Source organism: Nocardia crassostreae (genome assembly GCF_001613405.1).
Lineage (GTDB): Bacteria > Actinomycetota > Actinomycetes > Mycobacteriales > Mycobacteriaceae > Nocardia > Nocardia crassostreae.
In genome coordinates this window covers 24,905-51,285 of the sequence record NZ_BDCH01000011.1, presented here as the reverse complement: position 1 = coordinate 51,285, position 26,381 = coordinate 24,905, and the positions used below count along the sequence as shown (strand labels likewise).

The 26,381-nt window shown below is 67.8% G+C and carries 23 protein-coding genes and 3 pseudogenes; 18 read left to right on the top strand and 8 right to left on the bottom strand.

Translation table 11 applies throughout. The annotated features are described in order from the left end of the window. The 4 genes from NC4_RS05750 (at position 1) to NC4_RS05735 (ending at position 4,474) form a co-directional block, all read left to right on the top strand. A complete protein-coding gene (locus NC4_RS05750) occupies positions 1–1,164 on the top strand; it encodes an alpha/beta hydrolase family protein (RefSeq protein ID WP_169814729.1) in 1,164 nt (387 codons plus the stop codon). A 57-nt stretch (positions 1,165–1,221) separates the two neighbouring features. After that, positions 1,222–2,631 (top strand): MocR-like pyridoxine biosynthesis transcription factor PdxR, encoded by a 1,410-nt coding sequence (gene pdxR, locus NC4_RS05745; RefSeq protein ID WP_245721511.1) that lies wholly within the window; start codon positions 1,222–1,224, stop codon positions 2,629–2,631. Further along, positions 2,628–2,873: a DUF2630 family protein gene (locus NC4_RS05740; protein ID WP_067533348.1), complete on the top strand. Its 246-nt coding sequence runs from the start codon at positions 2,628–2,630 to the stop codon at positions 2,871–2,873. The genes pdxR and NC4_RS05740 overlap by 4 nt, the downstream gene beginning before the upstream one ends. A gap of 152 nt (positions 2,874–3,025) precedes the next feature. Further along, positions 3,026–4,474: a carboxylesterase/lipase family protein gene (locus NC4_RS05735; RefSeq protein WP_067533345.1), complete on the top strand. Its 1,449-nt coding sequence runs from the start codon at positions 3,026–3,028 to the stop codon at positions 4,472–4,474. A gap of 60 nt (positions 4,475–4,534) precedes the next feature. On the opposite strand, the gene NC4_RS05730 is transcribed toward NC4_RS05735, so the two are convergent. Both NC4_RS05730 and cobF read right to left on the bottom strand, forming a co-directional pair. Next, positions 4,535–5,401 (bottom strand): Fpg/Nei family DNA glycosylase, encoded by an 867-nt coding sequence (locus NC4_RS05730; RefSeq protein ID WP_067533342.1) that lies wholly within the window; start codon positions 5,399–5,401, stop codon positions 4,535–4,537. 50 nt (positions 5,402–5,451) lie between these two features. Beyond that, on the bottom strand, positions 5,452–6,225 hold the full coding sequence (gene cobF, locus NC4_RS05725) for a precorrin-6A synthase (deacetylating) (protein ID WP_067533339.1): 774 nt from the start codon (positions 6,223–6,225) through the stop codon (positions 5,452–5,454). Positions 6,226–6,245: 20 nt separating this feature from the next. On the opposite strand from cobF, the gene NC4_RS05720 reads away from it, so the two are divergent. The 7 genes from NC4_RS05720 (at position 6,246) to NC4_RS05690 (ending at position 10,854) form a co-directional block, all read left to right on the top strand. Further along, the gene (locus tag NC4_RS05720) at positions 6,246–7,076 is read left to right on the top strand and encodes a thymidylate synthase (RefSeq protein ID WP_067533336.1); all 831 of its coding nucleotides are present in this window, start codon (positions 6,246–6,248) and stop codon (positions 7,074–7,076) included. After that, positions 7,073–7,567: a dihydrofolate reductase gene (locus NC4_RS05715; RefSeq protein WP_067533333.1), complete on the top strand. Its 495-nt coding sequence runs from the start codon at positions 7,073–7,075 to the stop codon at positions 7,565–7,567. Before NC4_RS05720 ends, NC4_RS05715 begins: the two co-directional genes overlap by 4 nt. An 82-nt stretch (positions 7,568–7,649) precedes the next feature. Next, a complete protein-coding gene (locus tag NC4_RS05710; protein WP_067533330.1) occupies positions 7,650–7,976 on the top strand; it encodes a cupin domain-containing protein in 327 nt (108 codons plus the stop codon). Between the two features lie 61 nt (positions 7,977–8,037). Then, positions 8,038–9,039: a Dyp-type peroxidase gene (locus NC4_RS05705; protein ID WP_067533327.1), complete on the top strand. Its 1,002-nt coding sequence runs from the start codon at positions 8,038–8,040 to the stop codon at positions 9,037–9,039. Beyond that, positions 9,040–9,837, top strand: coding sequence for a family 1 encapsulin nanocompartment shell protein (locus NC4_RS05700; RefSeq protein WP_067533324.1), 798 nt, complete (start codon positions 9,040–9,042; stop codon positions 9,835–9,837). It abuts the gene before it with no gap. Between the two features lie 66 nt (positions 9,838–9,903). After that, a complete protein-coding gene (locus NC4_RS05695) occupies positions 9,904–10,434 on the top strand; it encodes a hypothetical protein (RefSeq protein WP_067533321.1) in 531 nt (176 codons plus the stop codon). Positions 10,435–10,455: 21 nt separating this feature from the next. Beyond that, on the top strand, positions 10,456–10,854 hold the full coding sequence (locus NC4_RS05690) for an NUDIX hydrolase (RefSeq protein WP_157554316.1): 399 nt from the start codon (positions 10,456–10,458) through the stop codon (positions 10,852–10,854). 15 nt (positions 10,855–10,869) lie between these two features. Here the strand turns inward: NC4_RS05690 and NC4_RS05685 are convergent, their stop codons facing one another. Then, positions 10,870–12,459 carry an MFS transporter gene (locus NC4_RS05685; RefSeq protein ID WP_067533315.1) on the bottom strand — a complete coding sequence of 530 codons (1,590 nt, stop codon included), beginning with the start codon at positions 12,457–12,459 and terminating at the stop codon, positions 10,870–10,872. Between the two features lie 158 nt (positions 12,460–12,617). On the opposite strand from NC4_RS05685, the gene NC4_RS05680 reads away from it, so the two are divergent. After that, entirely contained in the window at positions 12,618–14,123 is a 1,506-nt protein-coding gene (locus tag NC4_RS05680; RefSeq protein WP_067533312.1) for a TerD family protein, read from the top strand. Here the strand turns inward: NC4_RS05680 and NC4_RS05675 are convergent. Next, positions 14,120–14,772 (bottom strand): annotated as a pseudogene (locus tag NC4_RS05675) (TetR/AcrR family transcriptional regulator). The gene NC4_RS05680 and the pseudogene NC4_RS05675 overlap by 4 nt on opposite strands. A gap of 283 nt (positions 14,773–15,055) precedes the next feature. On the opposite strand from NC4_RS05675, the pseudogene NC4_RS05670 reads away from it, so the two are divergent. The 4 genes and pseudogenes from NC4_RS05670 to NC4_RS05655 all read left to right on the top strand — a co-directional run bounded on the left by NC4_RS05670 (position 15,056) and on the right by NC4_RS05655 (position 19,983). Next, positions 15,056–16,543: pseudogene (locus NC4_RS05670) on the top strand (sodium:solute symporter family transporter). Positions 16,544–16,614: 71 nt separating this feature from the next. Then, positions 16,615–17,363: pseudogene (locus tag NC4_RS05665) on the top strand (DUF1989 domain-containing protein). Beyond that, a complete protein-coding gene (locus tag NC4_RS05660; protein WP_067533309.1) occupies positions 17,360–17,971 on the top strand; it encodes an urea amidolyase associated protein UAAP2 in 612 nt (203 codons plus the stop codon). The pseudogene NC4_RS05665 and the gene NC4_RS05660 overlap by 4 nt, the downstream one beginning before the upstream one ends. Positions 17,972–18,015: 44 nt before the next feature. Next, positions 18,016–19,983 carry a 5-oxoprolinase/urea amidolyase family protein gene (locus NC4_RS05655; RefSeq protein WP_067533829.1) on the top strand — a complete coding sequence of 656 codons (1,968 nt, stop codon included), beginning with the start codon at positions 18,016–18,018 and terminating at the stop codon, positions 19,981–19,983. Positions 19,984–19,993: 10 nt separating this feature from the next. Here the strand turns inward: NC4_RS05655 and NC4_RS05650 are convergent, their stop codons facing one another. After that, on the bottom strand, positions 19,994–21,148 hold the full coding sequence (locus NC4_RS05650) for an epoxide hydrolase family protein (protein WP_067533306.1): 1,155 nt from the start codon (positions 21,146–21,148) through the stop codon (positions 19,994–19,996). 63 nt (positions 21,149–21,211) lie between these two features. Here NC4_RS05650 and NC4_RS05645 point away from each other — a divergent pair, with 63 nt between their 5' ends. Continuing rightward, complete coding sequence (locus tag NC4_RS05645; RefSeq protein WP_067533303.1) at positions 21,212–22,162, top strand: helix-turn-helix transcriptional regulator; 951 nt, start codon at positions 21,212–21,214, stop codon at positions 22,160–22,162. Between the two features lies 1 nt (position 22,163). On the opposite strand, the gene NC4_RS05640 is transcribed toward NC4_RS05645, so the two are convergent. Then, on the bottom strand, positions 22,164–22,637 hold the full coding sequence (locus NC4_RS05640) for a MarR family winged helix-turn-helix transcriptional regulator (RefSeq protein WP_067533300.1): 474 nt from the start codon (positions 22,635–22,637) through the stop codon (positions 22,164–22,166). A gap of 110 nt (positions 22,638–22,747) precedes the next feature. Between NC4_RS05640 and NC4_RS05635 the strand changes: the two genes are divergently transcribed. Beyond that, a complete protein-coding gene (locus tag NC4_RS05635) occupies positions 22,748–23,920 on the top strand; it encodes a GDSL-type esterase/lipase family protein (protein WP_067533826.1) in 1,173 nt (390 codons plus the stop codon). On the opposite strand, the gene NC4_RS45275 is transcribed toward NC4_RS05635, so the two are convergent. Both NC4_RS45275 and NC4_RS05625 read right to left on the bottom strand, forming a co-directional pair. After that, positions 23,874–25,292, bottom strand: coding sequence for a vanadium-dependent haloperoxidase (locus NC4_RS45275; protein WP_169814727.1), 1,419 nt, complete (start codon positions 25,290–25,292; stop codon positions 23,874–23,876). The genes NC4_RS05635 and NC4_RS45275 overlap by 47 nt on opposite strands. Before the next feature lie 417 nt (positions 25,293–25,709). After that, entirely contained in the window at positions 25,710–26,366 is a 657-nt protein-coding gene (locus NC4_RS05625; protein WP_245721509.1) for a Uma2 family endonuclease, read from the bottom strand. Positions 26,367–26,381 lie beyond the last annotated feature (15 nt).

The window sequence follows — 26,381 nt, the reverse complement described above, 5'->3', positions numbered from 1 at the left end:
GTGCACATTCGATTAGCCGTGGCCGCGCTGTGCGCCGCCGCCGCGCTCACCGCGGGTACCGGTATAACCGCCGCCGCGCCCATCGGCGTTACCGTGTTGCCGCGGCCGGGCGGGGAATTGCCGGTTGGGACAACGACTTTGCACCTGCTGGACCAGGACCGTGCAGATCCGTTCCAGCCGGATCGGGCGCGGGAGTTGATGGTGTCGGTGTTCTATCCGGCCGCGGGCACCGAGCAGTGGTCGCTGGCGCGCTATCTGTCCACGCAGCTGATTCCGGATCTGGAGCAGCAGTTCGGATTCCAGGCGCCGGGGCTGTTCACCAACTCCTATACGGATGCGCCCGCGCTGGGCGGGGCGAGCTACCCGGTCGTTCTGTACTCACCGGGTGCCGGGGTGACGCGGCTGCTCGGTACCGGCCTCGCGGAGGAATTGGCCAGTCGCGGCTATGTGGTGGTCACCGTGGACCACACCTACAAGGCGCCGGTGGTGGAGTTCCCGGGCGGCAGACTGGTGCGGAACAAGCCTTTTCCCGCCATGACCCCGGAGGTCCGGCAGCAGTTCACCGACGCCCGGCTCGGCGATTTCCGGTTCGTCCTGGATTCGCTGACCCGGCTGGCGCGCGGCGAGAATCCGAATGCCGGAAATCGGGCGCTGCCGACCGGGCTCGGTGCGGCCCTGGACCTGGAACAGATTGGCGCCGTGGGACATTCGCTGGGCGGATACATAGCCGTCGAGTCCATGCACGACGACCCGCGCATCGACGCCGCGGTCGATCTCGACGGGCAGATCGGGGTCGACGAGAACTTCGGTCGGTCGGTCACCGAGGGCACCGCGGAACCGGTGCTGGTACTCACCAGCGCGCAGATCGAAGAGGTCGGCGACGGCAACCCGTCGCTGAATGCGTTCTGGCAGAACAGCACCGGATGGAAGCGCCACCTGGTGCTGGCCGACGCCGCGCATTACGACTTCACCGATATGCCGCTGCTGGTTCCCGCCGTGGCCCGGTCGGCGGCCTCGAGGTACATCGGCTCGATTCCCGCCGAGCGCGGGTCGAGTCTGGTACGGACCTATGTGGCCGCCATGTTCGACAAGTTCCTGCGCGATCGCGCGGATACCGTGCTCGACCGGCCGGTGACCGATCCGGAGATCACCGTGCTGAAGTGATTCGCGCGGGTGGCATTCTGATACGACCGGATTTCGGAACTATCGGGAGTCCAGTTCGTGGGCGCAGCCGAACACCGGGCGGTGGCGGTCGATGATCTGCCGTTCACCGTCGACCGGGCCGCCGCGGCCCCGCTCGCGGTGCAGGTGGCCGATGGCCTGCGCGGTGCGGCGGCCGCCGGAGCCCTGCGCGCCGGGGATCGGCTGCCGTCCTCGCGGGAGCTGGCGGCCCGGCTCGGGGTGAGCCGGACGGTGGTGACCGCCGCCTACGACCAGCTGCACGCCGAGGGCTGGCTCAGCGGACGGCACGGTTCGGGTACGTATCTGACGGCCGCACCGCGACCGGTGGCGGCCCCGGCGGCGACCGGGCGCCGGGCCAATCCCATGACCGGCCTGCTGGATCTGGGATCCGGAGCCCCCAATATCGAGACCCTGGACCGGGCCGCGTGGCGGCGGGCCTGGCGGGCCGCCTCCGATCACACACCCCTGGTGCGCCGGGATCGGGCGGGCGAGCCCGAGTACCGGGAGGCCGTGGTGGAGCATCTGCTGCGGCATCGCGGGCTGGGCGCGGGCAGCGGCACCACCGTGCTGGCCACCGCCGGAGCCAGTTCCGCCGTCGCAGAACTCACCGCGGCACTGTGGAAACCGGGCGATGTGATCGCCATGGAGGATCCGGGCTATCAGCGGGCGGCGGGTGCGTTCCGGGCGGCCGGGGTGCGGCTGGTTCCGGTGCCCTGCGATGCGGAGGGCATGCGGGTCGATCTGCTGCCGCCGACCGCCAAGGCCGTGTATTGCACTCCGGCACATCAGTTTCCGCTCGGGGCCCGCATGCCCGCGGCGCGGCGGGTGGAGCTCATCGAATTCGCCCGGCGCACCGGCGCTCTCGTCATCGAGGACGACTACGACGGCGAATTGCGGTACGACACCGCGCCTTTGCCGCTGCTGGCGACCCTGGCCCCGGATCTCGTGGTCCATCTGGGCACCACCAGCAAGATCCTCACCCCGACGCTCGGCATCGGCTGGCTGGTCGCCGCCCCGGCCGTCACCGACGCCGTCCTCGACTACCGCGAGCTGACCGGCACCGGCCCGGCCGCCGCGGGTCAGCAGGTGGTCGCCGAACTGGCCCGCCACGGCGATCTCTCCCGGCATCTGCGCCGCCTGCGCCGGGAGATGCCGCTGCGCCGGGCGGTCGTGGTCGACGAGCTGCGCGGGCGCGGACTCGACGTGCTCGGCGACGACGCCGGATCCCATGTGGCCGTCGTGCTGGATTCCCAGGCGCGCGAGGACCGGGCCATCGCCCTGGCCCGCGAACTGGGCGTCTATCTGGACGGTCTGGGCCGCCATCACATCGGCCCGCGACACACCTTCGGCATCGCCCTCGGATACGCCGCGCTGCCCCGGGCGGAGCTGCCGCGCGCCGTCCGGTTGGCCGGGGATGCGCTGAGCCGGGTCGTAGACTCGACCGCATGAGCGAACAGGACATCCTCGCGCGCATCAAGACCCTGGTCGACCAGGAGCACGAGCTGCGCTCCAAGACCACCAAGGGCGAGATCGACCCGGAGGCCGAACGCCGCCAGCTCGCCGAACTCGAGATCATGCTGGATCAGTGCTGGGATCTGCTGCGCCAGCGCCGCGCCCGCATGGACCAGGGCCGCAATCCCGACGAAGCCCAGCCGAATACCGCCCGGCAGGTCGAGGGGTATTTACAGTAAGCCGCTGGCATATGCCAAAGCGACGACTGATTTCGTAAGGCCCGGGTAACTCACCGGGTACGCTCGAAATCCAGAAACATCGCAACCGGCGGCACGCGTGCCCAACCCCGACGGCACTCAGCCGTGCGCCAAAGTCGCGGGGAGGCGGGACAGTGGCTACGGTTGATATCACGACCTCCGACGGTGTCGTCCGAGGTTCTCGGGGCCGCCGCGTCTCACGCTGGCGGTCCATTCCTTTCGCGGCTCCCCCGGTGGGCGAGCTCAGATTCCGCGCACCGCAACCGGTGCGGCCGTGGCGCGGCGTGCGCGATGCCACCGAATTCGGTTTCGCGGCCATGCAGCATCGCACCGGAGCGCGCATCGGCATGCGGACCGAGCAGCCGACCGGCGAGGATTGCCTGACGCTGAATGTCACCGTGCCGAACCGGCATTCGGCGAAACCCCGGCCGGTCATGGTGTTCATTCACGGCGGCGGATACATCATCGGGACGTCCGCGCTCGGCCTGTACTCCGGTGCGCGGCTGGCCGCGCTGGGCGATGTGATCGTGGTGTCGGTCAACTACCGGCTGGGCGCGTTCGGATACGTCGATTTCGGGGAATTCTCCACGCCCGCACATCGATTCGACTCGAATCTGGGCCTGCGCGATCAGGTGGCGGCGCTGGAATGGGTACGGCGCAATATCGCCGCCTTCGGCGGTGATCCCGGCAATGTCACCCTCTTCGGCGAATCCGCCGGTGCGCACGCCGTACTCGCGCTCTTCGCCACCCCGGCCGCCGCCGGACTCTTCCATCGCGGCATCTCACAGAGCCCGCCCGCCGATTGGGGCACCTCCCCCGCCGATGCCAAACTCTTCGCCCAGCGCTGCGTCGAGCGCCTCGGCGCCGCCCCCGGCGAAGCCGCCGCGGCCCTGCTCACGGCCGCCCCGAACGATATTCGCCGCGCCGGGGACCGCGCGATCCAGGATGTGCTGCGCTATCAGCCGGGCCTGTTCCCCGCGGCGCCGCACATCGACGGCGATTTCCTGCCCAAATCCCCCGTCGATGCCTTCCTGTCCGGCACCGCGCACCAGGTGCCGCTCATCATCGGCTCCAATCGCGACGAGGGCACGCTGTTCACCCGTTTCGACGATGTGCTGGCCACCACCCCGGCTCGCATTCGCCGCATCCTCCAGCAGGCGGGCGCGGAGGTGGAATCCCGGGTGATCGCCGCCTATCCCGGGTTCCCCGACGCCAAGGTGGCCGTCCGCATGGGCGGCGACTTCACCTTCTTCCGCCCGTGCACCACGGTCATGGCCGCGCACGGCCAGCACGCGCCCACCTACGCCTACCGCTTCGACTTCGCCCCGCGCGCAGTGCATCTCGCGGGCTTCGGCGCGACCCACGCCCTGGATCTGATTCCGGTCTTCGGCGCCACCGACACCCCGATCGGCCGGGCGCTCACCGTCGCGGGCGGCCGCCGCGGCTTCCGCTCGGTGACCCGCCAATTCCAGGACAATTGGCTGTCCTTCGCCCGCACCGGCGCGCCGCTGCCGTCCTGGCCCGCCTATACCGAGGACAGGCGCGCCACGCTGATCATCGACTATCCGCCGCGCGTGGAGTAAGACCCGGACAAGGAAAAGCGCCTGGCCTGGCAGGGAATCCAGCTGCCCGCACTGGTCTGATCATTTGAGCAGCCGCGACATCCGGCGGTCGGCGAGAATCTTGCCGCCGGTCTGGCAGGTGGGGCAGTACTGGAAGGACTTGTCCGCGTAGGCGACTTCGCGCACGGTATCGCCACAGACCGGGCAGGTTTCCCCGGTCCGGCCGTGCACCCGCATACCGGAACGCTTTTCGGCCTTGAGCCGCGCGGCGTCCTCGCCCACCGAGCGTTCGATGGCATCGGAGAGCGTGGCGCGCATGGCCGAGAACAGCCGGGCCAGCTGCTCCGCGTCCAGGGTCGAGGCATTGGCGAACGGCGAGAGCTTGGCCGTGTGCAGAATTTCGTCGGAGTACGCATTGCCGATGCCTGCCAGCACGGTCTGATCGGTCAGCGCGTTCTTCACCCGCTGCGATGTCCCGTGCAGCAGTTCGGCGAATTCGGTTTCGCTGACCGCCATGGCATCGGGCCCCAGTCGGGCAATGCTCGGCACCGAGAGCGGATCGGCCACGATCCAGACCGCCAGCCGCTTCTTGGTCCCCGCCTCGGTGAGATCGAAGGCCGGTGTCGCGCCCTCCGGGGTGAACAGGTGCACCCGCAGGGCGAGCGGCCCCTTACCCGGTTTCGGCGGCGCCGCGCCCGGTTCGTCGATCCAGCGCAGCCATCCGGCCCGGGACAGGTGGGTGATCAACCACAGCCCGTCGCAATCGAGTCCGAGGTGTTTGCCCCAGTGCCCCACCCCGGTCACATCGCGCCCGGACAGCGCCGTCACCGGCGGATCGAAGGTTTTCAGCACGCTCAGCGCCGCCACATCGATACGCCCCACGACGGCGCCCACCGCGTGCTCGGCCAGAAATTGCTCGAGCGCCACGATTTCCGGTAGCTCAGGCACAGCCCCACACTACCGACCAGCCCCGACACCCGCTGGGCACCGAAACGCGCTCACTCTCGGTCGGCGGTGCGGCGCAGCAGGTAGATGTCCATGATCCAGCCCTTGCTTTCGCGCAGGGCCGCGCGCCTGCGCACGATGCGCTGTTCGACGACGCGCAGCGGGCCCTCCACGATCACCTCGTCGGGCATGCCGAGGTACGCGCCCCACCAGATGTACAGGTCGTCGCCGGGGACCTGGGTGAACGAGCAGTCGCCGTCCAACATGACCAGCGTGGACTGCCCGGCGGCCACGCCGTCCTCGCGAATCCTGCGCCCGGTGGTGATGTGCACCGGCTCGCCGATCTCGTGCAGCACCATGCGATGCGCCGCGGCCAGGGACTGCACGCTGGTGATACCCGGAATCACCTCGTAGTCGAAGTTCGAGCGGCCGCGTTCGAGCACCCGCTCCACCATGCGCAGGGTGCTGTCGTAGAGCGCCGGATCACCCCAGACGAGAATGCCGCCCACGCCCTCGGTTCCGGCGAAGGCCCGCTCCAGGATTTCGGCGCGCCGCTCGTGCCAATCGGTCACCACGCCCTGATAGGCGGCGTCCGCACCGGTGCCCGGCACGGTCCGGTCCCGCGGCGGGTCGGCGATCTCCACCACCCGGTGCGGCTGGTCGGCGTACTCCGCCAGGAGGGTGGCGCGCACGTCCACGAGCTCTTGTTTCTCGGCGCCCTTGCCGATGACGAAGAACACGTCCACCCGGCGCATGGCCTTGATGGCCTGCACCGTCACCTGGTCCGGATCACCGGCGCCGATTCCGATCACGAAGAGCTTCCGCACGGTGCGTAAGCTAACCAGGCGTGGACAGCGCACCTCGCGATACCCAGAGCCCGACCCCCGACACCCAATACGAGGACCTGTTGCGGCTGGTACTGGATTCCGGTACCCCGAAAGCGGATCGCACGGGCACCGGCACCCGCAGCGTCTTCGGGCATCAGCTGCGCTACGACCTGTCCCGGGGCTTCCCGCTGATCACCACCAAGAAGGTGCATCTGAAGCCCATCGTCTACGAGCTGCTGTGGTTCCTGCGCGGCGATTCCAATGTGAAGTGGCTGCGGGAGCACGGCGTCACCATCTGGGACGAGTGGGCCGACCGCAATGGCGATCTGGGCCCGGTCTACGGCGTGCAGTGGCGGTCCTGGCCGACGCCGGACGGCACCCACATCGATCAGATCTCGCAGGTGCTGCAGACGCTGCGCACAGATCCGGATTCGCGGCGCATCATCGTCTCGGCGTGGAACGTGGCCGAATTGGATCGCATGGCGCTGGCCCCGTGCCACGCCTTCTTCCAGTTCTACGTGGCCGACGGCAAACTGAGCTGCCAGCTGTATCAGCGCAGCGCCGATCTGTTCCTGGGCGTGCCGTTCAATATCGCCAGCTATGCGCTGCTGACGCATATGGTCGCGCAGCAGACCGAACTGCTGCCCGGTGAGTTCATCTGGACCGGCGGCGACTGCCACATCTACGACAATCACGTCGAGCAGGTGCGCGAGCAGCTGAGCCGGGAGCCGTATCCGTTCCCGGAGTTGCGGCTGCGGCCCGCGCCCTCGCTGTTCGACTACGCCTACGAGGATGTGGAAATCGTGGGCTACCAGCATCATCCGGCCATCAAGGCCGCGGTGGCGGTGTGAGCGGATCGGGCCGCACGGTCGGGCTCATCTGGGCCCAGACCGCGGCGGGGGTGATCGGGCTCGACAATGCCATTCCCTGGCGGATTCCCGAGGATATGGCCTACTTCAAGGAAGTCACCCTGGGGCATCCGGTGGTGATGGGACGGCGCACCTGGGATTCGCTGCCCGCGCGTTTCCGTCCCATGGAGGGCCGCCGCAATATCGTCGTGACCCGGCAAACGGACTGGTCTGCCGAGGGCGCGGAACGGGCCGGATCCTTGGCCGAGGCGCTGCAAATCACCGGCGACGATCCGGTATGGATCATGGGCGGCGGGGAAATCTACCGGGCGGCAATGCCTTTCGCGACCGAACTGCGAGTGACCGAGGTGGGCGCGGATATTGCGGGCGACTGCTACGCACCCGTCATCGGCCCGGAATGGCAAGCGCCCGACGCACCGTGGCAACAGTCCTCGACGGGGTTGAAATACCGGTTCCTTCGTTATACGAGGTAAGCCCGATAACGAAGCGCTGAAATAGGCGATCGTGCCCATGGCCGTCCGGCATACTCACGGATACTCCGGCGAAAGGCAGTCCATGGACAAGAAATCGCTGACCGCGGTCGCCCGTCAGCAACTGAAGCTGGCCGCCACCGCCTCGAGCGGGCGCAGTTCGGTGACCATCTACGGAGGCCACGCGCACAGCCTGCGGCAAACGGTGATCGCTCTCACAGCCGGTCATACGCTGGCCGAGCACGAGAATCCGGGCGAGGCGACCATGATCGTGCTCAGCGGCGTGCTCACCCTCATCAGCGGCGCCAACGAGTGGAAGGGATCGGCCGGTGACCTGCTGGTCGTCCCCAATGCCCGGCACAGCGTGAAGGCCATCGACGATGTGGCGTTCCTGCTGACCGTCGCCAAGTAGCAGCAGACACAGGGTTACCTGATAGACCGGTCGGTCCGGACCGAGTTCTAGGCTGGGGCACATGGGTGAACCGCAGCCGTTCCTCGATCCACTGACACCCGCCGCGATCTTCCTCGTCGCCACCGTCGACGAGGGTGGCGAGACGGCGGTGCGTGATTTACTCGCAGACCTGCCCGGCCTGCGCCGATCCATTGGCTTCCGGGTGCCCGGCGCGGGTCTGGCCTGCATCGCCAGTATCGGCTCCGCCGCCTGGGATCGGCTCTTCGCCGGACCGAAACCCGCTGAACTGCACGAATTTCCGGGCTACCGGGGCGCGAAGCACGAAGCGCCGGTGACGCCGGGCGACCTGCTCTTCCACATCAAGGCCGAAACCCAGGACGCCTGTTTCGAATTGGCGATGGCCATCGGGGAAAGGCTGGCCGGGGCGGCCACGATCGTCGACCAGACGGTGGGCTTCCGATATTTCGAGCAGCGGGATCTGCTCGGATTCGTGGACGGCACCGAGAATCCCGAGGGGAAACTGGCCGCGCAGGCCGGGGTCATCGGGGACGAGGATGCCGAATTCGGCGGCGGCAGTTACGTCATCGTGCAGAAGTACCTCCACCCGCTGACCGATTGGAAGGCCCTGTCCACCGCGGAGCAGGAAAAGGTCATCGGCCGTACGAAACTCGACGACTTCGAGCTGCCGGAGGCCGAGAAGCCGCTGAATTCCCATGTGGCCGTGAACGATCAGGACGAGAACGGCCAGATCGTGCGCGCCAATATGCCCTTCGGCAGCGTCAAGGACGGCGAGTTCGGCACCTATTACATCGCCTACGCCGCCAGCCCGGCCGTGCCGGAGAAGATGCTGGAGCGCATGTTTCTCGGCAGTGACGAGGCGGCCTACGACCGGATCCTGGATTTTTCCACGGCCGTCACCGGCACCCTGTTCTTCACCCCGCCCGCGGGCTTCTTCGACGCCCTGCCGGACGCCCCGGCGGCGGAGGTCCAGGAATTTCCGGACACGAACGGCGTTGTCCCCACGGGTTCTCTCGGTATCGGCACGTTGAAAAGGAGCAAATGAATGAACAACCTCCACCGCGAACTCGCGCCGATCACCTCCGAGGCCTGGGCGGCCATCGAGGAGGAGGCGACCCGAACCTTCAAGCGGCACATCGCCGGTCGCCGCGTGGTCGACGTATCCGGCCCGCACGGCGCGGATTTCAATGCCGTCGGCCTGGGCCGCACCCAGATCATCGCCTCACCCGGTGAGGGCGTGCTGGCCAGTCAGCGCATCGTGGTCCCGCTGGTGGAGTTGCGCGTCCCCTTCATTCTGTCCCGCCAGGAACTCGACAATGTCGAGCGCGGTGCCCGCGACACCGATCTGGACGCGGTCAAGGATGCCGCCAAGAAGATCGCCTTCGCCGAGGACCGCGCCATCTTCGAGGGCTATCCGGCCGCGGGGATCACCGGTATCCGCGCCGCCACCACGTGCGAACCGGTCAAACTGCCCGGCGATCCGCGCCTGACCCCCGAGGCCGTGGCCCAGGCCCTGTCCAAGCTGCGCCTGGCCGGTGTGGACGGCCCGTACTCGGTCCTGCTCTCCGCCGACCTGTACACCGCGGTCAGCGAGACCTCCGATCACGGCCACCCCATTCGTACCCATATCGAACGCCTCATCGACGGCGAGATCATCTGGGCCCCGGCCATAGACGGCGCCTTCGTCCTGTCCACCCGCGGCGGCGACTTCGATCTCCAGGTCGGCCAGGACCTCTCCATCGGCTACCTCGCCCACGATGCCGAATCCGTGCAGCTGTACTTCCAGGAGAGCCTGACCTTCCTGGTGTACACCGCCGAAGCCGCGGTACCGCTGGAGGCATAGCCCACCGGGCGGTACGGTGACGCGCAGCACGTAGGCGGGAGGCGGTTCGATGATGGTGCGCGCGGCATGACGGCGGTGCGGGCGGGCGTGGTGCCCGGACGGCGTGCCGCGTGGTACGGGGTGGCAGGCTTCCTCACCACGGTGCTCGTCTGCGCGGCGGTGGTGGCGGGCTTCGGGCTGAATCGGGTGTTCACCGGGCTGCTGCTGGGCGTGGCGGCGGGGATGACATTGCTGTTCCTGCTGTTCGGGCGGGACGGGGTGGTGCTGACCGAGCGGTCGATCGTGCGGCGCACGCCCTGGCATGCCGACGCGATCGAATGGGATCGGGTGGTGGTGGGGCGGTTCGCGCTGGACGAGAAGGCGCGGTGGTCGCTGGCGCTGGATCTCAATGGCGGGGCGGAGCCGCACGGGGAATTGGTGCTGCTGTCGATTCCGCCGGTGGTGCGGCCGATCGCGAACGCCTACGACCACCGCAAGCGCGAGCAGGTCAATGAGATCCGGGCCCTACTGCGGCAGAAGCGCATTCCGGTGACGGTGCTCCCGGAGATCGCCGCGGCCCTGCAGCAGCACTGGCGGCTGGCTCCACCGGCCCGCTGACCCCTGGCTAATGTGGGCGGGGTGATTCGCACAGCTGCTCTGGCTCATGTCCGCGATCGCCGTCTGCTGCAGACCCGCTCGGCGGGCAAGGACGTCTTCTACATGGCGGGCGGCAAGATCGATCCCGGGGAAACCCCCGAAGTCGCCCTGCACCGGGAGATCCGGGAGGAACTGGGCGTCGGCACCACCGCGGTCTCGCGGCTCGGCATCTTCGAGGCCGAAGCCTACGGCCACGCCCCGGGCACCCGCCTGCACATGACCGCCTTCCTCGGCGAACTCACCGACGATCCCACCCCCTCCGGCGAGATCGCCGAACTGCGCTGGTTCACCCTGGGCGAGTACCGGGCCATGCCGCATGTCGCCCTGGGTTCACTGCTCGTCTTCGAGCGCCTCCACGAGCTCGGCCTGATCGACGAATAGCGCTGTCTCCCCGCGCTATTCCTTCGTATCGGACGTATCGGCGGTATCGGTCACGGCGGTGCCCGGGCGGTACGGGATGCGGGTGGCGTCGGTGAATCCACGGCAGAGCGCGTCGATGATCGCTTCGGCGGCCCCGTGTTCGCGCAGCCCGCTGATGGCGCCACCGGCGGACTCCCGGGTGGCGGTGGCCAGCGTGTCGGCGGAGGGCTGCGGCAGGTCCGGCACCTCGTCGAGGCGTTTGGGCAGATCGTTGCCGAGGGCGACCGAGAGAAGGGCGCCGACCAGGGCCGTACCGAAGGCCGAGCCGACCTGGCGGACGGTGCTCTGGGTGGCGGAGCCCATACCGGAGGCCGCGGCGGGCACATCGGCCAGTACGGTGCCGGTCAGCTGGGCCGACGCCATGCCCAGGCCGATGCCGTAGCCGACCAGCAGCAACGCCAGCCACCAGCCGGAGATGTGCGGCGTGACGAACAGCGCGGCCAGCGCGATGGCGACCGCTTCCAGGCCGAGGCCGATCTGCACCACGCGCACCGGCCCGTACCTGCGCACCAGACCTTCGGCGACACCGGCCGCGAGGAAGGCGCCCACCGCCATGGCGGCGAGCACGTAACCCGCTCCCAGCGTGGACAATCCGAGCACATTGACCATGAACAGCGGCAGCACGAACAGCAGGCCGAATTCACCGAGCGCCACCGCGAAGGCGGTGATATTGCCCCACCGGAAACTGGGGATCTTGAACAGCGCCGGGTCGAGCAGCGCCGATCTGCCGATCAGGATGCGGTGCTTCTCCCAGCGGATGAAGACCGCCAGCGCGAGCGCGCCGAGCGCCAGGAAGACCGGGATCGGGGAGATGGGCGCATCCGCCGACCAGGTGAAGCCGGGCATGGGGAACTCCCGCAGCGGCGTCCACCAGCCGTAGGTCGAGCCTTCGATGAGCGCGAACACCAGCAGTGCGAAACCGGCCGCGCTGAGCAGGAATCCGTCCATATCGAGGCCCGGCGCGGCCTTGCCCATGCGGGTCTCCCGCACGAACAGGAACAGCCCCACGAGCACCAGCGCACCGAGGGGAATATTGACCAGGAAGATCCACGGCCAGGTGAAGTAGGTGGTGAGCCAGCCGCCGAGCAGCGGGCCGATGGCGGCCACGCCGGAGATGACCGATCCCCAGATGGCGAAGGCGATGATCCGGTCCCGCCCGCGGAACAGGGCGTTCATGGTCGCGAGCGTCCCCGGCATCACACCGGCCGCGCCGACGCCCTGCACGATGCGACCCCAGATGAGCGGCCAGGCGCTGGTGGCGGAGGCCGCGAGCACACTGCCGACCAGGAATATCACCACGCCGAGCGCGAAGACATTGCGCCGCCCCAGCCGGTCCCCGAGCCGCCCGCTGGTGATCAGCAACGCCGCCAGCACCACCGCGTACACACTGGTGATCCATTGCGCCTGAGTGAAACTCAACTGCAGATCGGCGATGATTACCGGCAGCGAGACGGCGACGATGGTGCCGTCCAGCACCACCATTGACAGGCCGAGCGCCAGCACTGCCAGCGTGATCCAGCGCTTGCGCCAGAGTTCGGCGGTCGTGTCGTGCTCTGATTCGGTCATTCGTCGCTCCCGCTCGCACGTTAGCCAGACATATGCCACAAACCTGTTTCAGTCTACGGTCCAGTATTCGAACCGGTTCCATCCGGGCACAGCGCGTCGGACCCCGCGCAGCCCGCAGACAGCGGGTGTCCGAATCGGTTACGTTTGTGTGCGTGTCGATGATGAAGGGTTCGAACGTACCGGTGGCGGCGTCTGCGGTTCGGGTCGAACTGGGGTGGCAATCAGGTCCGGATGCCGATGCCTCGGCGCTGCTGCTGGTCAACGGCAGGGTTCGGTCGGATGCGGATTTCGTCTTCTACAACCAGCCCGCGCACGCCTCGGGGGCGGTGCGGCACGAGGGCAAGCGGCAGGGGCCGCAGGTCGTGGACGCGCTGTCGGTGCAGCTGACGCAGGTGGAACCGCAGATCGAGACCATCGTCATCGCGACGTCCGCGGACGGGGGCACCTTCGCCCAGTTCCAGGGCCTGCACGTGCGCGTGGTGGATGCGCAGTCCGGTGTGGAGCTGGCGCGCTTCGATCCCACCGACGCGTCCTCGGAGACCGCCTACGTGCTCGGTGAGCTGTACCGCCGTCAGGGCGCCTGGAAGTTCCGCGCGGTCGGCCAGGGCTATGCCTCCGGATTAGCTGGCCTGGCAACCGATTTCGGTATCACGGTCGACGACGCCCCGGCGCCGCAGCCGTCACACACCGCGCCGCCGCAGCCGCAGCAGCCCGCCTACACCGCGCCCCCGCAGCCGAATTACGCTCCGCCGCAGGGCTACACCCCGCCGCCGCAGCAGCAGTTCGCGCCCCCGCCGGGCCAGCAGTTCCCGACTCCGCCGGGCCAGTACGCACCGCCGCCCAACTACGCGCCGACGCCGCCGCCCGGCCAGTACGCCCAGGGCGGCTACCCGCCGCCGCCCCCGCCGGGCTATCCGCCGCAGCAGGGCTACCAGCAGCCTCCGGCGCAGCCCTATCAGCAGGCCCCGAATCCCGTTCCGCCGAACCCTTTCCAGCAGGCTCCCGCCCCGGCGGCCACCCCGCCGGTCAATCTGGGCAAGATCTCGCTGACCAAGGAAGCCCCCTCGGTCTCGCTGACCAAGCAGGGCGCGACCGGCGGCATCATGCGCGTCAACCTGAACTGGTCGGTCCCCGGCGCGTCACACGGCCTGTTCGGCCGCAAGCGCGGCGGCAATGGCGGTCTGGATCTGGATCTGTGCTGCTTCTGGGAGCTGTCCGACGGCACCAAGGGCAGCATCAGTCCGCTCGACACCTTCGGCAATCTGTACCGTGCGCCGTTCATCGAGCTGGATCAGGACGATCGCACCGGCGCCAGCACCTCGGGTGAGAACCTGTCCATCAATCTCGATCACACCGCCAAGTTCAAGCGCATCCTGGTTTTCGCCTCGCTCTACGAGGGCGCGCAGGACTTCCGCGGCGTGCACGCCACCGCCACGCTCTACCCGCGCAATTCGCCGCCCATCGAGATGGGGGTCAGTGGCTGCGTCGATGATTCGCGGGAAATGGTGCTGGCGCTGATCGAGAACATCAATGGCGAGCTGGTGGTCCGGCGCGAGGGAGTGTTCGTGCGACCGCCGGACGGGCACCGCTACTGGGGCAAACTGGCCGTCGACCAGGCCTACCGCTGGAATCTCAAGTGGGGCACCGCGAAGGGCAAGAGCTAGGAAGCGAGTTCGATTGCGGCTGCCCGGGTTCGGCCCAGGTCTGCGGACCAGCCGAGCAGCCGCAATATCGCGTCGGGCAGGAGCTGTTCGGCGTAATCCGGCGCGGCCCCTTCGTCGGATCGGATATTGATCACCGATTCGACCACGCGGAACGGCAGCAGTTCCGCGCCCGGCACCGCGGTCCCCCGGCCTCGGCCATGACCGCCGCCGCCAATGTCTCATAGTGGCGGCGCAACTCGTCGCGGCGCTCGCGGAAGGCCGCGAACCGCTCGGTGCGCAGTTCCGGCAGCAGGTAGAGCGCACCCAGATTCCACCGCGCGGCGCAGAGCTGGCTCACGTCGAACCAGGCCAGCGCGTAGAGCCGCACCGCCGCCGGCGCCCCGGATCCGGCCAGCCGCTCCGCCAATTCCAATGGCGCGCTGATGGTTCCGGCGAGCAGCGCGTCGAGGATATCGTCCTTCGCTCCGAAGTGGTGATACAGCGACGCCTGCCGGATGCCCACCGCGTCGGCGATCATGCGCGTCGAGGTGCTGCCGTAGCCCTTCTCGGTGAACAGCTCCGCGGCGGCGTCGAGAATCTCGGCGCGCGGCGTCGTCCCCTCGCGGCGGCGGGGTTCGATGCGAGGACGTCCGGGTCCGACTCGAGTCACGGCTTCATTCTGTCCTACGCCCGCCGCGGGCCCGGCAACCGAGCTGGTCACAGGCCCTCCCAACCCGCTGTGCGTTTTCTGTCATTCGACAGAAATAGTGGCAATGCAGAAGTTACGGCGGGCCATCCGACGGATACATCGCCGTCATCGCCCATGCGATCACGACAGCAAAACTTTCAATCGATAGGTATTTGCTCCGCCTGGTAGAGGTTCTCATGGCCGTCCGACTATCCACCCCGCCGAAACCCCGCCCCCGATCCGCCGCGCAGGAACCGGTGCGGCCATGATCATCACTGGAATCACCGTCAGCGTGGTCGCTGTCATCGCCATCGGCTTGCTGGTCGCCCGCAAGGTGGACGGCGACAGCACCAACTTCCTGGTGGCCGGTCGCTCCCTGGCCCTGCCACTGGTCGCCGCCGGGCTCATGGGTCAGGCCGTGGACTCCAATGCCACCCTCGGAAACACCGATCTGGCGAGCTCGCTCGGCTTCTGGGCCGGTGCGTCGCTACCGCTGGGTCTCGGTCTGTGCCTGCTCATTACGGGCATCTTCTTCGCCGCGCCGATGAATCGCATGGGGCTGCTGACCCTGCCCGATTTCTTCCGCATCAAATACGGCCGCAGCATCGAGCTCAGCTCGTCGCTGCTGATGATCTTCAGCTTCTGCATTCTGCTGGCGGGCAATCTGGTGGCGGGCGGCTATATCTTCGAGCGCTTCCTGTATGTGCCGTACTAGGCGGGCGTGGTGCTCATCGTGGCAATCGTGCTGACCTACACCGTCACCGGCGGCATGTTCAGCGATTCCTACACCGCGCTGGCGCAGATGGTGATCACCGTCATCGGCTCGGCGGCCCTGCTCATCTGGGTGGCGAACACCTCCGGCCTTCATACTCCGGACGGCATGGGCCCCTTCGACTTCGGACAGTTGACGAACAGTTCCGAAGTTGCGCCGATCAATTGGGCGACGCTCATCTCCCTGGGCATCGGCGATATCGTGGCCATCGACTTCATGCAGCGCATCTTCTCGGCGCGCTCGCCCGAGACCGCTCGCCGCGCCTGCTTCGTCGCCGCCGCGGGCACCGCCCTGGTCGGGGTGCCGTATGCGCTGGTCGCGCTGTCGATCGCCGATCTGCTCGGCGACGGCGACGGGCCGGTGCTGCTGCGCCTGCTCGCCGACAAGGCGCCCGCCGGGCTGGCCATTCTGGTGCTGGCGGCCATTGTGGCGGCCTCCTGTTCGACGGCCAATGGCGCGATTCTCGGCACCGCCTCGGTGGCCACCCGGAATGTGGCGGGCCGGACCCGGCACACCGATACCGCCGGGCGCGACACCCTGCTGCGCACCGTGCGCATCACCATGATTCCGGTTGTGGCGGTGGCGATCCTGTTCGCCATCAAGGTCCCGCAGACCGGCATTCTGCTGACGCTGGCCTTCGATCTCATGCTGGCCGGGCTGATCGTGCCGTTCGTGGCAGCGCATCTCACCACCCGGATCACCACCGCCGCGGCGGCCGCGGCGATCATTGCCGGAATCGGCACCCGGCTGGTGCTGTTCGCTCTGACTCCGACGGTGTACGGGGCCGAGAACTCGCTGCTCTACATTGAAAATTCGCTGGTGGGACCGAGTTTCAACGGCTGGCCGACCTTCATTGCCTTCGCGGCCTCGATAGTCGCCTTCCTGACGGTGCTGCTGCTGCGGCCCGCCGCCGTGCCCGCGCCGGTCGCCGCGCTGCCCGATCCGGCCGAACAGGCCGCGCCCGCGACCGAACCCACCTGAGCGGCACCGGCCGATACGACACCCGTCCACGAATCCCGGCCGCCGGACGGCGGCGAACGGAAGGAGTTTCGATGACGAACACCGCCGACACCGGTGGCGCACGGGCGCACGCGAGATCGCAGGCGGCCGCCGCCACGATCAGCGAGCCGGTGCTGCCGGCGGCCTCGCCGCCGCGCGAATCACATTCGCGCGGCGGCTTCCGGCCGGTGGTTATGCCAATGTCGTGCTCGGCCGGGACACGCGGGTCCGGCTGTCGGATCCGGACGGCGCGGCCTGTGCGCACGTGCTGCTCCTGCGGGCCGAATCCTCCTGGGAGCGGCTCAATGTGGCAGATACGGTGAAGGTGCCGTGGCAGGCGTATCTGGGCACGGGGCATCCGCTGCTGTCGGATCAGGGCCGCATTCTCGCCACCGTCGTCGCGGATTCCTCCGGCCACCACGACGCGCTGTGCGGCCCGTCGGACGACGCCCGCGCGCGGCTGCGTATGGCGGGCGCCAAACAGGGCCTCGAACCCCGGGATATCGGGCCGTCCGTCTCGTTCTTCCGCGGGGTGCGTGTCGAGGCGGACGGCGGGCTCATCGCCACCGGCGGTTCCGGTCCGGGCGGGACGGTCGAACTGCTCGTCCACCTGCCGGTCACCCTGCTCATCGCCAATGCCGAGCACCCGCTCGACCCCACTCCCCCAACGGATCTCGATGTCGTCGCCTGGTCCGCCCCCGGCGATCTCACCCTCGCGCACAATTCCGATCCGGAGTACCTGCGCGCCGTGGAGAACACCGAAACCGATTGGCACGCCCGCACTCCGGAGGCCCTCGCATGATCACCCGCGCCATCCTCCGCGACGAGACCGTCCCCGCCCGCGCCCCCTGGTCGGCCGTGGTACACGCCGGTGAACAGCTGGAGATCATCGACCTGCACGGCAATCAAGCCGTCGACTGCCTGCTGTACTCGGCCGCCGACCACACCGACCGCTACAGCGCCCAGGCCACTGTCACCGCCCAGCGCAATATCTTCCTGACCACGGGCAGCATCCTGCTGACCGACAACGGAACCCGCCTCATGACCGTCGTCGCCGACGAAGTCGGCAACCACGACACCGTTGCGGGCGCCTGCTCCCAGGAATCCAACACCCTCCACTACGGACACCACACCCGCCACCAGCACGCCTGCGTGGAGAACTTCCTCGCCGAAGGCATGAAATGGGGCCTCGGCAAACGCGGCCTGGTCTCCAATATCAACTGGTTCATGAACGTCCCCGTGGAGCCCGACGGCACCCTCGGCATAGTCGACGGCCTCTCCGCCCCCGGCAAGAAGATCACCCTCCGCGCCGATATCGACACCCTCGTCCTGATCTCCAACTGTCCCCAGATCAACAACCCCTGCAACGGCTTCGACCCCACCCCGGTCCGCATGGTGGTGACTCGATGACCGCCGTCCTACCCGAGCCGCTGGTCGCGGAGGAAGCGGTTCCCATGGCATCGATCACCGTTCTGCGGCCGGGTATGCAGACGACGGTGCAGGATTGGCCTGGGCGGGTGGGGTATTGGCATGTGGGGGTGCCGCCTTCGGGGCCGATGGATGATTTGTCCTTCCGGCTGGGGAATCGGGCGCTCGGGAATGCCGAGGGGGCGGCGGGGCTGGAGTGCACGCTGGGCGGGCCTTCGCTGCGGTTCGACAGGCCCACCTGGGTGTGTGTGACCGGTGCGCCGGTGCCGGTCACCGTGAACGGGAAAGCGGTGCGGCAGTGGCGGAGTGTGCTGGTGCCCGCGGGAGGTGTGCTCGATGTCGGTGCGGTGCGCGGGCCGGGGATGCGCTGCTACGTCCTGGTAGCGGGTGGGATCGAGGTTCCCGAATATTTGGGCAGTCGGGCGACTTTCACGCTCGGGAAGTTCGGTGGCGGTACCGGACGTGCGCTGGCCGCCGAGGATGTGCTGGCTCTCGGGATACCCGGTCGGGTGACGGCGGGTGTCACCGGCGACGATCAGCCGGTGCTGACGCGGCGGTGGGAACTCGCGGTGACCGAGGGGCCGCACGGTGCGCCGGAGTTCTTCACACGCAAAGATTTCGACACCATTGTCCGGACCGAGTACGAGGTGCACTTCAACTCCGATCGGACCGGGGTGCGGTTGATCGGGCCGAAGCCGGGGTGGGCGCGGGCCGATGGCGGGGAGGCGGGGCTGCACCCGTCGAATATTCATGACACGGCGTATTCCGTTGGGGCGCTGGACTTCACCGGGGATACGCCGATTCTGCTGGGGCCGGACGGGCCAAGTCTGGGCGGGTTCGTCTGTCCGGTCACGGTGGTGGCTGCGGATCGCTGGAAACTGGGGCAGCTCACGCCCGGCGACAGCGTGCGGTTCGTTCCGGTGCGCGCCGATCGGGCCGCCTCGTTGCGGGCGGTGGGCGCGGAACGCCGAGGCTCGTTCCCCACCGTGCTGTCCTCCGGGGGCGATGGGGACGACGGTGTGCTGGCGCGCCGGGAGGGCGCGGACACCGCCGTCACGTATCGCCGGGCGGGCAATGACGGCGTGCTCATCGAGTACGGCGATATGACATTGGATTTGGAGCTGCGAGCCCGAGTGCACGCCTTGCACCAGGCGCTGCTGGAGCGCTCAGAGCCGGGCGTCACCGAGCTCACCCCGGGGGTGCGCTCCCTTCAGGTCCGCACCGACCCGGACAGGCTGCCCACCGGAAAACTCTTGGATCTGCTCGGCGAAGTCGAGACCGGACTCCCCTCGGCCGATGAACTGGTGGTGCCCAGCCGGACCGTGCGCATGCCGCTGTCGTGGGACGATCCGGCCACGCGCGAGGCCATCACCCGCTATATGCACGGCGTGCGCGCCGATGCGCCGTGGTGCCCGTGGAATATCGAGTTCATTCGCCGGGTGAACGGATTGGCCACTGTAGATGATGTTTTCGATACCGTCTTCGCCGCCGAGTACCTGGTGCTCGGCCTTGGCGACGTCTATCTGGGCGCGCCGGTGGCCACACCCATCGATCCCCGGCATCGTCTGGTCGCCACCAAATACAACCCGGCCCGCACCTGGACTCCGGAGAACGCGGTCGGCATCGGCGGAGCGTACCTGTGCATCTACGGCATGGAGGGTCCGGGCGGCTACCAGTTCGTCGGCCGCACCACGCAGGTGTGGAATCACGCATCCTCCGGGGTGGGCGAAGATCCCTGGCTGCTGCGGTATTTCGATCGGATCAGCTGGTATCCGGTGAGTACCGAGGAACTCGCGGACATGCGCGCCGATTTCGCGGCCGGACGCGGTGAACTACAGTCCGAGGAGGGCGAGTTCAAGCTGGCCGATTACCGGACGTTCCTCGCCGACAATGCCGACTCCATCGCGGAGTTCCGAGCCGGGCAGGCCGAGGCATTCGCGGCCGAGCGTGAGTCATGGCGTGCGGCTGGCGAATTCGCGAACCGCACGCCGTGATCCAAGAACCTCAACGAAGCGAGCGGAAGAACTCCCGCACATCGGCGACCAGCAGTTCCGGCTCCTCCAGAGCCGCGAAGTGCCCGCCGCGATCCACATCCACCCAATGGGTGATGGTATTGGCCTGCTCGGCATAGCGCCGGATCCCGATATCGTGCGCGAAGGCGATGACGCCGGTGGGCACTCCCGAGTTGGCGGGCAACTCGCCCCATGCGCCGCGCTGGGCGTAGCCCACATAGGCCGCAGATCCCGCGGTACCGGTCAACCAGTAGATCATCACGTTCGTCAGTAGCCGGTCGCGGTCGATGATCTTGTCCGGGAGGACGTTTCGCGGATGCGTCCACTCCCGGAACTTGTCCATGATCCAGGCGAGCTGCCCGACCGGCGAGTCCACCAGCCCGTACGCCAGGGCCTGCGGTCGCGTGGACTGGATGGCGATGTACCCGAACTCCTCCCGCATGAAGGCTTCGATGCGCCGCACCCGATCGCGTTCGACCTCGGTGAGCGCGGCCAACTCGTCCTCCGGCAGCGGCGGATGCGGGATGGGCGCGGGCCCGCCATTAGTGTGCACGCCGATCACCCGATCCGGCGCGGTCCGGGCGACCTCGGGACTCACCGACGCGCCGATATCCCCGCCCTGGACGCCGTAGCGCTCATATCCCAGCCGGTTCATGAGCTCGGCCCAGGCCCGGCCGATCCGGTCGGTGGTCCACCCCGAATCGGCGACCGGACTGGAGAATCCGAAGCCCGGCAGCGCGGGAATCACCAGGTGGAAGGCATCCGCCGGATCTCCGCCGTGCGCCCGCGGATCGCTCAGCGGGCCGATGATGTCCAGGAATTCGACGACCGAGCCCGGCCAGCCGTGGGTGAGCAGCAGCGGTGTGGCGGTCTCCTCGGGCGAGCGCACGTGCAGGAAGTAGATGCGCTGCCCGTCGATCTCGGTAGTGAATTGTGGATAGCGGTTCAGTTCGGCTTCGGCTGCGCGCCAGTCGTATTCGGTGCGCCAGTAGTCCACCAGCTCGCGCAGCCAGTGCACCGGGACACCGGTGTCCCAGTCGTCGCCGGGCAGCGGTGCGGGCAGGCGCGCGCCGTCCAGGCGCGAGCGGAGGTCGTCGAGCTGCTGCTGAGGAATGTCGATCCGGAAGGGAGTGATCTCGGTGCTCATGTCATCTACGGTAGGGAGCGCCTAGGACGACTATTGCCCTAGCTCTAGGGCAGAATTTCTTTCATGTTGGAAACTTCGGCCCGCCTGCTCAAGCTGCTGTCGCTCTTGCAGACCCCGCGCGACTGGACGGGTGCGGACCTGGCCGAACGCCTCGAGGTCGATATCCGCACGGTGCGCCGCGATATCGAGAAGCTCCGCACTCTCGGCTATCCCGTACACGCCGTCGCGGGTGCGGCCGGGTACCGGCTGGGCGCGGGCGCACAACTGCCGCCGCTGCTGCTCGACGACTACGAGGCGGTCGCCGTGGCCATGGGCCTGCGCACGGCGGCGGGCGGCACCATTGCCGGGATCGAGGAGAGTTCGCTGCGCGCTCTGGCCAAACTCGAGCAGGTGCTGCCGTCGCGACTGCGGCACCGGGTGTCCGCCCTGCAATCGGCCACGGTCGCCATGCCCGCGGGCGGTCCGGTGGTGGATCCCGAAACCCTCACCGCCATAGCGGCGGCCATCCGCGATCGGCACCGGCTGCGGTTCGACTACCGCTCGCATACCGGCGACGACACCCGCCGCACCGCCGAACCCCACAAGCTCGTCCACACCGGCCGCCGGTGGTATCTCATCGCCTGGGATGTGAACCGCGCGGATTGGCGCACCTATCGGGTGGACCGCCTCACCCCGAAGACGCCCACCGGTCCCCGCTTCGCCCCTCGCGAAGGCCCTACCGGTGATCTTTTTTCCTTTGTTTCCCAGGCCATCTCGTCTGCCCCCTACCGCTATCATGCCCGCGTCGTCCTGCACACCTCCGCGCAGCGGGCCGCCGAGCGCATCGCACCCACCGTGGGAGCCGTCGAGACCATCGACGAGAACACCTGCGTGCTGCACACCGGCGCCAATTCGCTCGATGAACTCGCCTTCTACATAGGCGTTTTCGGCTTCGAGTTCCATGTCGAGGAGCCGCCGGAGCTCGTCGAGCGGGTCCGCGAGCTCGCCGCCCGGCTGGACCGGGCCACGCGCTGACTCAGTCCGAGATGTGGGTGGCCTCGGGATTGGTGGTATCGCGGACCAGGCGCAGGGCGGCGATCAGATCGTCGAGCTGAGCGGGGGTGAACAGGCCGGTGAACCACTGCTCCACGGCCTCCAGATACGCGGGCAGGATGCGGGCCACCCGGGTCGCCCCGGCCGCGGTGAGCACGGCATAGGAGCTGCGCCGGTCGGCGGGGTCGGGTTCGCGGCGGACGAAGCCATTGCGTTCCAGGCGGTCGACCAGGCGGGTGACGCCGCTGGTGGAGAGGCTGGTCTGCACGGCCAGGTCGGTCATGCGCAGTTTGCGGCCGGGCGAACGGCTCAGGCGCATCAGGGCATTCAGGTCGAGACCGGAGAGACCGTTGGCCTTCCAAGTCGGTTCGAGGCGGGCGAGCACCCCGGCGTGGGCCTCGAAGAGGATGCCGACGGCGGTCAGGCGGGGGTCGTCGAAGAGATGCTTGTGATCCACGGTGACCAGCGTAAACCAAGCGTTTTCACTGCGGATAGTTGACACGCGGAACAGCTGGTGTATGTTTTTGCCATCGCAATATTCCTCGCAGCAACTAAATGGAGGTTCCGATGACGACACAGCGGCACTGGGTGGCGGGTTTTCGTGCGCCGCTGGTGAATCCGGCCGAGGAGATCCGGCTGGCCGAGCCGCGCGGCTTCGGCGACGAGACCATCCGACAGGTGGCGCGGGTGGCGGGCGGCGGATCCGCGCTGCGGGTGCGGCTGACCAATCGGCACTCGGCCGAGGAACTCGTCATCGGTGCGCTGCGCATTGCGGTGCGAGCGGACGGGAGCGCCATCGCGGCCGGGACGGATACCGAGGTGCTGTTCGACGGGTCCGCGCGGACCACGGTCGCGGCCGGGGGCGATATTGTCAGCGATCCGATTGCACTGTCCGTTCCGGCGGGCACGGAACTCGCGGTGAGCCTGTATCTGCCGGAGCGGACCGGTTTTCCGGCCTTCGCGCAGCTGCCGGTGGAGACCGGCTGGATCGCGAGCGGCGATCGGACGGGCGACGCTGCCCTGCCCGACGCCGAGGAGATCACCTCGCGTTTCTTCCTGACCGGGATCGACGTCCTCGTCGACGCCGAGGTTCCGGTGCTGGTCGCTTTCGGTGACTCCTGGTTCGAGGGGGTGGGTTCGACGCACGGTGCGAACCGGCGGTCGGTGGATGTGGTCAATGAGCTGCTGGCGCACGGGTGGGCGGTGAATCAAGGCATCGGCGGGAATCGTTTGCTGACCGATGAGATCGGGGTGCACGGGCTGGGGCGGTTCGAGCGGGATGTGCTGTCGGTGCCCGGGGTCGCGGCCGTGTGGGCCAACTTCGGAATCAATGATCTGATCCTGGCCGAGACCACCGCGTCCGCCGCGGACATGATCGCCGGGTACATCGAGCTGGCGCGGTTGGCGCATGCGGCGGGCCTGCCGATCTATGTGAACACCATCGGGCCGTTCGGCGGTGCGATCTATCCGGGATTGAATGTGGCCGAGGGCATTCCGGTGCGCCGCGAGGTGAATGCCTGGCTGCGCGCCACCGATGTCTTCGACGCCGTGTTCGATGTGGCTGCCGCCGTGGAGGATCCGGAGCGGCCCGACTTCACTCGGCCCGAATTCGACAGTGACGGTATGTATCTCAATGACGCGGGCCATCGCGCCATGGCCGGGGCGGTGGATCTCTCCGTGGTCGCCGCCGGGTTCACGGCAGCCTCGGCTCGGCGCCCGCAGCCTGTTTCAGTCCATTGATCCACAGATTGTTGGCGATATCCCGGCCCAGGCGTACGCCGCCGATGTTCTGCGACAGGTCCATTCCGCCGGAGGGGTTGGTGGCGAACGCGTCGAAAGACCAGTGCACGCCCAGGAATACCCGGCTGCGACCGTTCTCCTCCATCATCTGCCACAAGCCTTTCGGGAATTTCCGGCCGTGCCTGGGCCGCACCACCCCGTAGTTGTCGGAGGTGACGCCATTGAGTTCATCGGAGAAGAAACCCATTCCGTCGGCGAGGTTGTCCGGCCCATCGGCGTGCACGCCATAGAAGCGCCGGGTCATCTGCAAGTCTGCCGCGCCGAAGGTGGCGTGCCCGGACGGGTAGGCCGGAAACGGCGGCGTGAAGTTGAAGGCGATCTCATTGCTGCGCGGCGCGCCGTGCGGCTGCCAGAAAGGATCGCAATCCGGATCGAGTCCGTGCCCCGGACTCGGATCCGGCCCCAAGGACTGGTCGTACTCCCGGATTCCGAGCACCGGCCGCCACAGGTTGTGCCGGTATTTGTCATCCCAGCAAAGGATTCCGGCATCCGCGAGCGCGGTATTGACCAGCGCGAACAGCCGTGCATTCCGCTCGATCCCATTCCCCCGGGCAATCGCGAGTTCCCGCACGATCTGGTTGTAGAACCGCGGCGGCGTCCCCAACTGTTTGGCCCCGTCATAAGCCCAGAAAATCCCTATCAGCATCTCCCGAGCGGTGCGCGTGGCGAACCCCGCGGGCAACCCCGCCGCCGATTCGGCCCCGATCCCTTTCCCCCGCACCTCCCGCAGCGCCGCCAGATACCGCGGATCATTCCCCTTGGGCGGCGAATCGAGCGTATACCTGCTGGTCACAGCGAAACACCGAGCCCGCGCCCCATACCGCGGCGCATAGTACCCCTGCTTCGAATTAACCGGATCCGGCCGATGATTGGGCGCCCCCACATCCGGCACATACCCCTGATCGTCCACCCCGGGATCCCCCTTCCGCGCCTTCAGCACCGCTGCCCCCACGGCCTGCCCATGCGCCCCACCCCGCCCCGTTCCCGGCCCGTGTAACCCGGCCTCCCGCAACGCCTTGTCCAACCGAGCCGTTTGCGCCGGATACAAAGCCGTCAATACGGTATGCGCCGCGACCTCGATGGCCGCCTCGAACGAAGCCCCATTGGACGCCACCGGCGGACTACTCAACCAAGTCCCGTGCTCCGCCCCAATAATGCTGAAATAAGCATCGTGCATAGCCAAATGCACAATAGCGAGCGCCCGAGAACTCCCAACCGGCCCCCGCACCCCCCGCTCAACGGTCTTGATCTCGGTATGCGCGATGCGGTCCGACTCGAGCGCCACCGCATTCCAATAAAGTATCTGATCCACCCCTCCACCCTGCGTGCTCGCCTCTGATCCGACCCCAGTAGTGCGCTACCCGAATTCGCTCCCCACGAACTCACTACGTGCAAGTAGCCCTGAATCCCCATGCTGGATAGACAGATCCACTGATCCGCATCACCTCGGCAAACCCGGCTGCATCCCGCCGTCCGCGAAACCCTGTACAGCATTTCCGCGGCCGACGCCATGATCGCGGCTCCGCTGACCACCAACTCACTGGCGAAGTGAGCGGCGGGTATCTCCGACACCCTGCCGCTGGGATTGACGACGTCTACAAACTGCACGAACCCGGGACAGGCTCGAACCACCTGCACCTGTTTCCGTGGGATATGGCCTGGCGCGCCGTGGCCGAACACCCTTGGTACTCACTCGATTCCACCCCGCCGACAAGATGAAGGGCCACCGTCATTCGCCGGGCAACAGATCCCCGGGATCGATCGTGAAGTCGAAGGGACTGCTGAGCCCGACTTTATTGCCGGAGGACACGCGGTGCACGAGTTCGTACTCGCCCTCCTCGCCGAGCTCGTAGCCGAACAGCACAGGCAACAACTCCCCCGGCAGCTGTCCCTTGAACCGGTTCGTTTCGATGCGCCAGTAGTTGCGAATACCAGCCTCCGCATAGAGAACCGGCTTGAGCATGCGATCGGTCAAGGTCGTCGATTGAGACACCACCTCGAGGGCCAGGGCGATCTGAGCGGCCGCAATCCCGCGATCGTCCAAGGGGATGGTTCCGGTACCGACAACAATGTCCGGAATCGGCTCGTCCTCGCCGATCAGAATTCCAACGCCCGGAATCGCATAATACTCAGCCGGTAGCACCGCCTCGATCGCGCGCTGCAATGCATTGACAACGACCTGGTGGCGCAGCTTCGGTGCGGCGTTCACGACGAGCTGACCATTCAGGACCTCGTGTCGGAGTCCGTTCTCAGGAAGATGATCGAGATCGGCCGCAGTCCAGTGGTCGGAGTCGGGAACGTGCATACCCGAATTGTCTTCCTTCGACACCGGCATGGCCAACGCAACCACCCCCTTTTCTCCGGATCCTCGGACAATACCGCCCATGAGCTGCGAATGACG

Coding starts and splice junctions, on each gene's coding strand:
- NC4_RS05695 (WP_067533321.1), top strand. CDS start 9,904: ATGACGGCGGTGCGGGCGGGCGTGGTGCCCGGACGGCGTGCCGCGTGG.
- NC4_RS05660 (WP_067533309.1), top strand. CDS start 17,360: ATGATCACCCGCGCCATCCTCCGCGACGAGACCGTCCCCGCCCGCGCC.
- NC4_RS05740 (WP_067533348.1), top strand. CDS start 2,628: ATGAGCGAACAGGACATCCTCGCGCGCATCAAGACCCTGGTCGACCAG.
- NC4_RS05680 (WP_067533312.1), top strand. CDS start 12,618: ATGATGAAGGGTTCGAACGTACCGGTGGCGGCGTCTGCGGTTCGGGTC.
- NC4_RS05645 (WP_067533303.1), top strand. CDS start 21,212: ATGTTGGAAACTTCGGCCCGCCTGCTCAAGCTGCTGTCGCTCTTGCAG.
- NC4_RS05705 (WP_067533327.1), top strand. CDS start 8,038: ATGGGTGAACCGCAGCCGTTCCTCGATCCACTGACACCCGCCGCGATC.
- NC4_RS05685 (WP_067533315.1), bottom strand. CDS start 12,459: ATGACCGAATCAGAGCACGACACGACCGCCGAACTCTGGCGCAAGCGC.
- NC4_RS05710 (WP_067533330.1), top strand. CDS start 7,650: ATGGACAAGAAATCGCTGACCGCGGTCGCCCGTCAGCAACTGAAGCTG.
- NC4_RS05700 (WP_067533324.1), top strand. CDS start 9,040: ATGAACAACCTCCACCGCGAACTCGCGCCGATCACCTCCGAGGCCTGG.
- NC4_RS05655 (WP_067533829.1), top strand. CDS start 18,016: ATGGCATCGATCACCGTTCTGCGGCCGGGTATGCAGACGACGGTGCAG.
- NC4_RS05635 (WP_067533826.1), top strand. CDS start 22,748: ATGACGACACAGCGGCACTGGGTGGCGGGTTTTCGTGCGCCGCTGGTG.
- NC4_RS05625 (WP_245721509.1), bottom strand. CDS start 26,366: ATGGGCGGTATTGTCCGAGGATCCGGAGAAAAGGGGGTGGTTGCGTTG.
- NC4_RS05650 (WP_067533306.1), bottom strand. CDS start 21,148: ATGAGCACCGAGATCACTCCCTTCCGGATCGACATTCCTCAGCAGCAG.